Source organism: Vagococcus sp. (assembly GCF_036639995.1).
GTDB lineage: Bacteria > Bacillota > Bacilli > Lactobacillales > Vagococcaceae > Vagococcus.
Genome location: NZ_JAVWHO010000005.1, coordinates 16,050 through 23,279 on the forward strand (window position 1 = coordinate 16,050; position 7,230 = coordinate 23,279).

Consider the following 7,230-nt stretch of genomic DNA (forward strand, 5'->3'; position numbering starts at 1 on the left):
TACCAGCTCCTGTGTATTCTGTTTCTTGAACTAAGATGATTTGATCTTCATCCATTTCTTGTGCAATAGCAAATGCTGCTGCTAAAGAAGTATTACCAGCTGGTCCTTTTTCTAGACCCTCAAGGTTAGCTAACATTTCAGTAATGTAGAATACTTCTCCCTGACTCATTGTTACATAGCGATCCATGTAACGTAATGGACGAGCTGCTGATCTAGGAACATCTGATCTATCTGGCCCTGTTGTAAACGGAACACCAAATCCAGTATGCCCTGTTGTAAATGACTTTCTATTGAAATCAGTATCTGAAGCCATATGTAGACCTGTTAAATCAACACTTGCTGCTACAACTTTAGTCGTTGTATTTCCTGCTTTGCGCATTCCTCTTGCAGTACCAGTCAAGTTCCCACCACCAGCATTCGTTGCAACAACAACGTCTGGTTGTTTGCCGACTTCTTTGTCGAATTGTTTAACAATTTCATAACCTAACGTTTCCACTCCAGCAATACCAAATGGTGTATATAATGATGCATTGAAGTAACCTGTATCTTCAACGATTTGCAAGAACTTATAGAATAATTCTGGCCCAACAGTTAATTGAACCACTTCTGCTCCTAAAGCCTCACATTTACGAGCTTTTTCAACGATTTCTGGTTGTCCAACGCCTTTAGAGTCAAAGCATTCTTGAACAACAATACATTTCAAACCTAATTTTGCTGCATGAGAAGCAACTGCTGCTCCGTAGTTACCACTAGTTGCTGTTACAACACCTGTGTAACCTAATTTTTTAGCATGATAACAAGATACTGCCGCACGACGATCTTTGAAACTTCCTGAAGCATTAGCAGCTTCGTCTTTTACAAAAATACGAGCTCCTTTACCTTTAGGTGCATATTTACGAGATAAAGCACTAATATTTTTAAGTTCAACGATTGGTGTATTACCAACACCTAATTTACTTTGAATTTCGATCATTTCATCAATTGTGTAGCCTGTTTCTTCCATCATTCTTTCATAGTCAAATGCTACATCTGATATTTTGAAGTCTTCATAGTTAACTTTCAATGAATCTTGAACGATTTGATTCTTACGATCCATTACTGCTTTATAGCTATTGTTAGACATTAAAAGTCACCTCCGAAAAGTTCTTTTCTTACTGTACGGTCAATTTCCAAAATTTCTGGAACAAATTCACCAAAACTATGTCTGAAAGTAGGATTAACTTGTACTAACTTACCTTCAACCAGGCGACCTGTCACTGTTTTCACAGTGACAACGTCTCCCATTTCAGCATCTTGAGTTAAGTAACCTTTAACCCACATTTCTAATGGAACATTTTTTGTATCTTCAGGGACTTGTGGCGCTCTTTCTTCTTTAGTAAGAACGATTGAGTGCACTTGTACCCATTCATTTTTTTTAATCATTTACAAAGCCTCCAGTAATTAGTGTTATTATTTTACGATTTTTGCATCTGGGTGGATTTGGTCTCTAAAGTCACCTAAGATTGCATGTGGAATTGGTAAATCGATCATTGTCACTAATCCTGGACGAGCGTTAATTGTTTGTGGAATCATGTTCACACACATAGCAATTGTTCCTACTCCACCTTCAACTTCAGGAGAGTTAACAACGTTGATTGCTGGGTTGCCATCGATAATTACATAATCACCAGTACTTACGCCAACTTGTTCTGGTTCAATTTGTTGTGGGTGATCCATTTCAATAACTGTTTCGCCGTCTTTTTTACCCCAAGCTTTCATTGCAACACCAGCGATAGAGCCAGCTTTTGCTTCGCCATGAGGAGCAACACGGTCAACGTCAGTTACGATTGGTTCCATGTCTTGAACGATTTCGTCTAATTCTAAGCCTAAAGCTGTTGACATTAATGAGATAGATTCTGGGAATCCAACGTGTCCAGCTAAAGTACCTTCTTTTTTACCTTTTTCAAATTCTTCAACTGAAATGCCGATTCCTTGTTCTTCCATTACAGCAGCGCCAAATGGAGACAATGAATTCACACGACGAGAAGTAATTTTTTTAATGTCTGTACAAGCGCCAGTCATAACTAATACTAATACGTCCATGATTAAACCAGGGTTGATACCAGTTCCTAAAACAGATACGCCGTTTTCTTTAGCAAGAGCATCAATTTTATCTGCTAATTCAGGGCTTTGCGCACGTGGGTAAGCCATTTCTTCAGCACTTGTTACAACGTTCATTTTATTTTCAACGATTAATTTAATTTTATCAAATGCTTTAGCTGTAAATGAATCTGTACATAATAAAACAACGTCAGCTCTTTTTTCTGTAATATATTCTTCAACAGTTCCAATTTTGATATTTTCTTTTCCTTCAAATGTTTCGCCTAAATGATCGAAAATTGGTTTGCCGATTTTATCACCAATATCAATTGCACCTACGATGTCAACACCTTTTTTAGTCATTAACATACGTGCCATTCCAGAGCCCATAGCTCCCATTCCCCAAATAATTACTTTTACGTTTTCCATATAAAAAGCCTCCTAATATAATTTTTATTATTTAAAATCTTTTTTAACATATTCGCTAGTAAAACAACTTAATAATGAGCCATAATCAATGCGGAAAGACACTTCGTCTCCCACTTTGTAATCATCCTCAGCATTAGTAAAGTCAATAATCAAATGATCTGAACTTGAGCCAATTATTTCTAAGCGCGAATCAATTGGTTCAATCGCTGAATTGTCTACATCTTGTTTACCAATCCCAACAATTCCTCGCTTCATTAATCCTTTATCAACAAATGTTGGTTTATTCCCAAACGCGTCTACACCAACTTCACCAATTGGATAGGAAGGTTTTGTTTTATATTCAACAATTTCAGTAGTTAATGTGAAAACATCTTGATGCATTTCTTTATAATCTTTACCGTAAGCGGTCTCTCTTCCGAGTACAAAAGCCTCACCAATTCTTAAATTAGTAATTCCTTTTGGTAGATTTTCTTTAGTGTCCCCGTCTAACATGTAGATTGAACTTGAGTTGCCACCTGAAATCATTGATAAAGTTACATCAAAACGTTCTTCAATTTGATTTTTGTAGTCCACTAATGTTTGTAAGATATTCTCTGTTGGAATAACCGCACCGTAACATGTTAAGTTAACGCCTAAACCGACTAATTCGATATTATCTAATTCACAAATTTGACCAACTGCTTCATAAACATCTTCTTCCTCAAAGATTCCTTCTCGTAAATCTCCAAGGTCAACCATTAATAGAATCTTGTGTGTTTTCGATTGCTTCTTAGCTTCTGCATCTAGCTTCCTAATAACCTCAATTTCAGAGTTAAAGCTGATGTCTACATACTTAACAACTTCTTCAACTTCTGACATCATTGGGATTCTTACTAGAACTTTCTCTTTAGAAACGTTTTCATTTTTAATGAAATTTTCTACTCGAGAATCGCCAAGATAATCAATGCCATCGCATTTTGCATACAGATTAACAATTTCTGGATGTGCAGAAAAAGATTTCGTGATTGCTGTGACTGAAATGTCTTGACTGTCTTTAATATGTTTCGTTAAAAAATCAAGATTTTCTTCCAGTTTTTTTAAATCAACAACAATTCTAGGATTTTTCATCTTTTAGCCTCCTTCTACTATAATAGCGCTTTACATTTATTATTATATAGTAATAATGCACGTAAAAATTGCCAAACAGGAATAGTTACTATCAGAAATTAGTGAAAAAACGTGTTTTTCACTAATTTATTCAGCAGTTAACAAATTAACCATCGTACGATAAACAAGTTCTGGTGTGATGTTGAATGAGTAATTTGTTTCCAAACGTTCTGTGTATTTGTGAGCATCCTTACCAAATGGTCCAATGTCAAGTACTGGTAAGTTTAACTCTGCCATATCATCTAATGGCATAATATATTTAGTACCAAATCCAGGCATATTATGTTTTAACGCATTAATTGTATCTTCCCCTTGAGGAGCTGCTGCAAAACTAATATCTGCAATGTATGGGAAGAAGTTTTTGTAAACTAATTTGTAATCACTCTTAGTTTCACTTACTGCGTCTTTAACTGCTTTTAGAACTTTTTGTTCTTTCTCAGTTTCACCATCAACTAAAATATGTGGATAGTAAGGTGGTGTAAAGTAAACAACAATTACAGGATCACGATCAGACCATAAGTTATGAACTTTTTCAACTAATGCTAATGCATAATCTCTCTCATCCATTTTTTCATCTTTTAATTTTTCTTCTTCAAATTCACTAATGATTACATCTAATTTAATACCCATTTCTTCTTTAACTTTTGCATATAATTCATCATAGGTAATAACATGTTCTTTCCATGGTAAAACTTTATGTTCAATTTTAGACATTTCGCAGAATTTCTTGTATTGTTTATTCAAATCATCAATCGTTGTTTGCATACATTCTTTAGCAGCAACAACCATTTTTTCTAAAACTTCATCGGGTGTACTCTTATGAGTAGCATAGTTAAAGAACAGTGTTGATGTTTTAGCGCTTTGAACAGAATATTCTGGTTTCAAGTCACGTTGTTTCAATGTTAATGGTGGGAGAGTTACTTGTCCTTCTGCAATATCACAGTATTCAGTATTCATGTTAATTTTTTTCGTTAATTCAGCAACCATTTGGTTTGGATCAAATCCGTTAAATGATTCACCCACGTGAGTTTCTTGTCCGACAACAAAGAATGACGGCATTAATTTGCCTACAGCACCAACATAAACATATTTATCTTCGTCTCCGTGATATTCGTTTGTCATGTAGTCTGTATCAATCATTCCTAAAATGTCCCAGTCGTTATCATTTCTGATACGGTTTAATTCAGGGACTGCAGCAAACATACCAGCTGAGTTTGATTCTTCATCACAAACTGCTGTATAGATAATATTTCCTTCAAAGTTTTCTAAATCTTTAGAGATTGCTTCCATTAAAGCGATGATGATAGCATCCCCACTCTTCATGTCAAAAATCCCACGACCAAATAAGAAATCTTCTTTTTCAGAGTTCATATCTTCCTGAACATGTGTTGGTAATGTATGGATGATTTCTGACATTTTTTCTGTTAATTCATAAGGTTTGTTACAGAAATCTACTAAAGTACCATAGTCAGAAATACCAACAGTATCAGTATGACCTAGTAAAGAAATTGCCTTTTTACTATTATTTTTTTGTCCACGTAAAATAGCAATTACATTTTTACGACCTAAACGATCAGTCGGAATATCTTGAATATATACATCTTCTGGATGCTCTTTGTAGTAATCCATTTCCATAAAAATATTAAATACTTCTTGACTCACTGCGATTTCGCCTGCTGTTTCTGTGACACTAATAACATTAGTTAATCGAATAGTTAACTCTTCAATTCTTTTGGCTAAATTATTTGTTTCTGCTAAAGTTTTGTACATTTTTACAAGCTCCTCTATATTAATTTATTTTATTTACTTTCTTTTTGACCCTTTTTTTTATAGTAGAAATGTGCACCTAAAAAGATTAAAGTATAAGTAGGTACACCAGCAATTAATGCAGATTTTTGAGTTGGATCAAAGAACATCCCTACAAAAACAACTGCTGATAAAATGATTAATAAAATTGGAATTAATGGATACATTGGTGTTTTATATTTCAACGTATCAACCGAGATATTATTTTCATTCATTTGCTTTCTAAATTTCATCACACAGACACCGTATAAAACATAGATAAACATATTACTAATTCCAATAAGTGATGTTAAGAATAAGTAAACTAAGTCTGGTGAAAGAATACTTGATACAACAGCACCTAACGCAAACAACATTGTAATGATTAACGCATTCATCGGAATATCATTTTTGTTAACTTTTTTTACAAATCCTGGAGCTTGTTTATATTGCCCCATCGACCAAAGTGATCGTGTACTTGAATAGATAAACGCGTTACATGAAGATAAGGCTGATGTTAAAACAACAATATTAACAACTAACTCAGCTGATTTAAATCCTGCTTTTTGGAAAACATAAGCAAATGGGCTACCTGCTAAATCGGCTTGATTCCATGGTAAAATAGCTAACAATACAATGAAACTTACAAAGTAAGAAATGACCAGTCCTAAAATAACTGAGTTAATCGCCACTGGCATATCTTTTTCGGGATTTTCACTTTCACTTGCTGATGCTGCAAAAAGATCCGCCCCACCATACGCAAAAGCTGAAATCATCATCGTCATGATAACTGCTTTAAATCCATTAGGGAAAAGACCACCATGGCTTGTAAAGTTTGAAAAACCAATAGCTTCTGGTTGACCTATTCCAAAAATCATTCCCAAACCAACAATAACAAACACAATAATTAGAATAAATTTAATACTACTAAACCAAAAATTTATATTACCGTATTTTTCTGCTGGTCTTGCATTCATAAAGAATAGTAGAACCATAAACAAGACTATCCAAACTAGTTCTGGAACTGTTGGAAAAATATTTTTCATAATAATTCCCGAAGCGACTAATTGCGTTGGAATTGTAATGGCATAAGACAACCATTTAATCCACCCAACAGTAAATCCCATACTATCCCCAATAAATTCAGTAGCGTATGCTTGAACGCCACCTGCAATTGGCTTAGCAACTAACAATTCACCTAAACACATCATCATTAAATACATAATAAGGGCACCAAATCCATAAGCTAAAAGCGTCCCTCCTGGACCAGCTTTAGAAATAGTGTAGCCTGAACCAACAAACAACCCTGTTCCAATCGTTCCACCCACACCAAGCATTACTACTTGATGGACTTTCATTGACCTTTTTAGATTGTTTGATGACTCATCAATTTCTTGTGTTTTTTTATCTGTCATCTTTTTTTCATACTCTCCCTTCAAAAATAAAAGCGCTTTCTAACCGGTGATTTAAGTATAACAGCTGTTTCTTATTTATTTATTCACAAAAATGAATAGTCACTATTCTATTGTTTATCTTTTTAAACTCCTTTATTAACAAGCTTTTAAAGTCTATATCACCTAAAATAATGTGATTAATTATTCATTTTAAATCAAATTGTTATATTTATCTCAAATAAACTCTAGGTAACCTGTCTGTTAAAATACAAGTCACTTCGTAATTAATGGTTTCAACGTATTCAGCACCAGACTGAATACTATTGAATTGTTCTCCATCATAACCAAAGATGGTTACTTTAGTTCCAACTGGTAATTTTTCATCCAGTTTAATCAT

Annotated in this window: 7 protein-coding genes; all 7 read right to left on the reverse strand. The window is 34.3% G+C overall.

The genetic code is table 11. The annotated features are described in order from the left end of the window. Positions 1–1,123, reverse strand: a 1,123-nt coding sequence (ortB, locus tag RR554_RS02905; RefSeq protein ID WP_332467388.1) for a 2-amino-4-oxopentanoate thiolase subunit OrtB, incomplete at its 3' end; no start/stop codon positions are given. Next, positions 1,123–1,422, reverse strand: a complete 300-nt coding sequence (ortA, locus tag RR554_RS02910) for a 2-amino-4-oxopentanoate thiolase subunit OrtA (protein ID WP_332462795.1) — start codon at positions 1,420–1,422, stop codon at positions 1,123–1,125. The genes ortB and ortA, both read right to left, overlap by 1 nt. Positions 1,423–1,449: 27 nt before the next feature. Continuing rightward, positions 1,450–2,508 (reverse strand): 2,4-diaminopentanoate dehydrogenase, encoded by a 1,059-nt coding sequence (ord, locus tag RR554_RS02915; RefSeq protein WP_332462794.1) that lies wholly within the window; start codon positions 2,506–2,508, stop codon positions 1,450–1,452. A 27-nt stretch (positions 2,509–2,535) separates the two neighbouring features. After that, entirely contained in the window at positions 2,536–3,615 is a 1,080-nt protein-coding gene (gene orr / locus RR554_RS02920) for an ornithine racemase Orr (protein WP_332462793.1), read from the reverse strand. A 126-nt stretch (positions 3,616–3,741) separates the two neighbouring features. Next, positions 3,742–5,424 carry a M20/M25/M40 family metallo-hydrolase gene (locus tag RR554_RS02925; RefSeq protein ID WP_332462792.1) on the reverse strand — a complete coding sequence of 561 codons (1,683 nt, stop codon included), beginning with the start codon at positions 5,422–5,424 and terminating at the stop codon, positions 3,742–3,744. 29 nt (positions 5,425–5,453) lie between these two features. Beyond that, positions 5,454–6,854, reverse strand: a complete 1,401-nt coding sequence (locus RR554_RS02930; protein ID WP_332462791.1) for an amino acid permease — start codon at positions 6,852–6,854, stop codon at positions 5,454–5,456. Between the two features lie 208 nt (positions 6,855–7,062). Next, a complete protein-coding gene (locus tag RR554_RS12105) occupies positions 7,063–7,230 on the reverse strand; it encodes an alanine racemase C-terminal domain-containing protein (RefSeq protein WP_443081316.1) in 168 nt (55 codons plus the stop codon).

Bases quoted from the DNA above. Each gene is read 5' to 3' on its own strand.
- ortA (WP_332462795.1), bottom strand. From the start codon at position 1,422: ATGATTAAAAAAAATGAATGGGTACAAGTGCACTCAATCGTTCTTACT.
- ord (WP_332462794.1), bottom strand. From the start codon at position 2,508: ATGGAAAACGTAAAAGTAATTATTTGGGGAATGGGAGCTATGGGCTCT.
- orr (WP_332462793.1), bottom strand. From the start codon at position 3,615: ATGAAAAATCCTAGAATTGTTGTTGATTTAAAAAAACTGGAAGAAAAT.
- RR554_RS02925 (WP_332462792.1), bottom strand. From the start codon at position 5,424: ATGTACAAAACTTTAGCAGAAACAAATAATTTAGCCAAAAGAATTGAA.
- RR554_RS02930 (WP_332462791.1), bottom strand. From the start codon at position 6,854: ATGACAGATAAAAAAACACAAGAAATTGATGAGTCATCAAACAATCTA.
- RR554_RS12105 (WP_443081316.1), bottom strand. From the start codon at position 7,230: ATGATTAAACTGGATGAAAAATTACCAGTTGGAACTAAAGTAACCATC.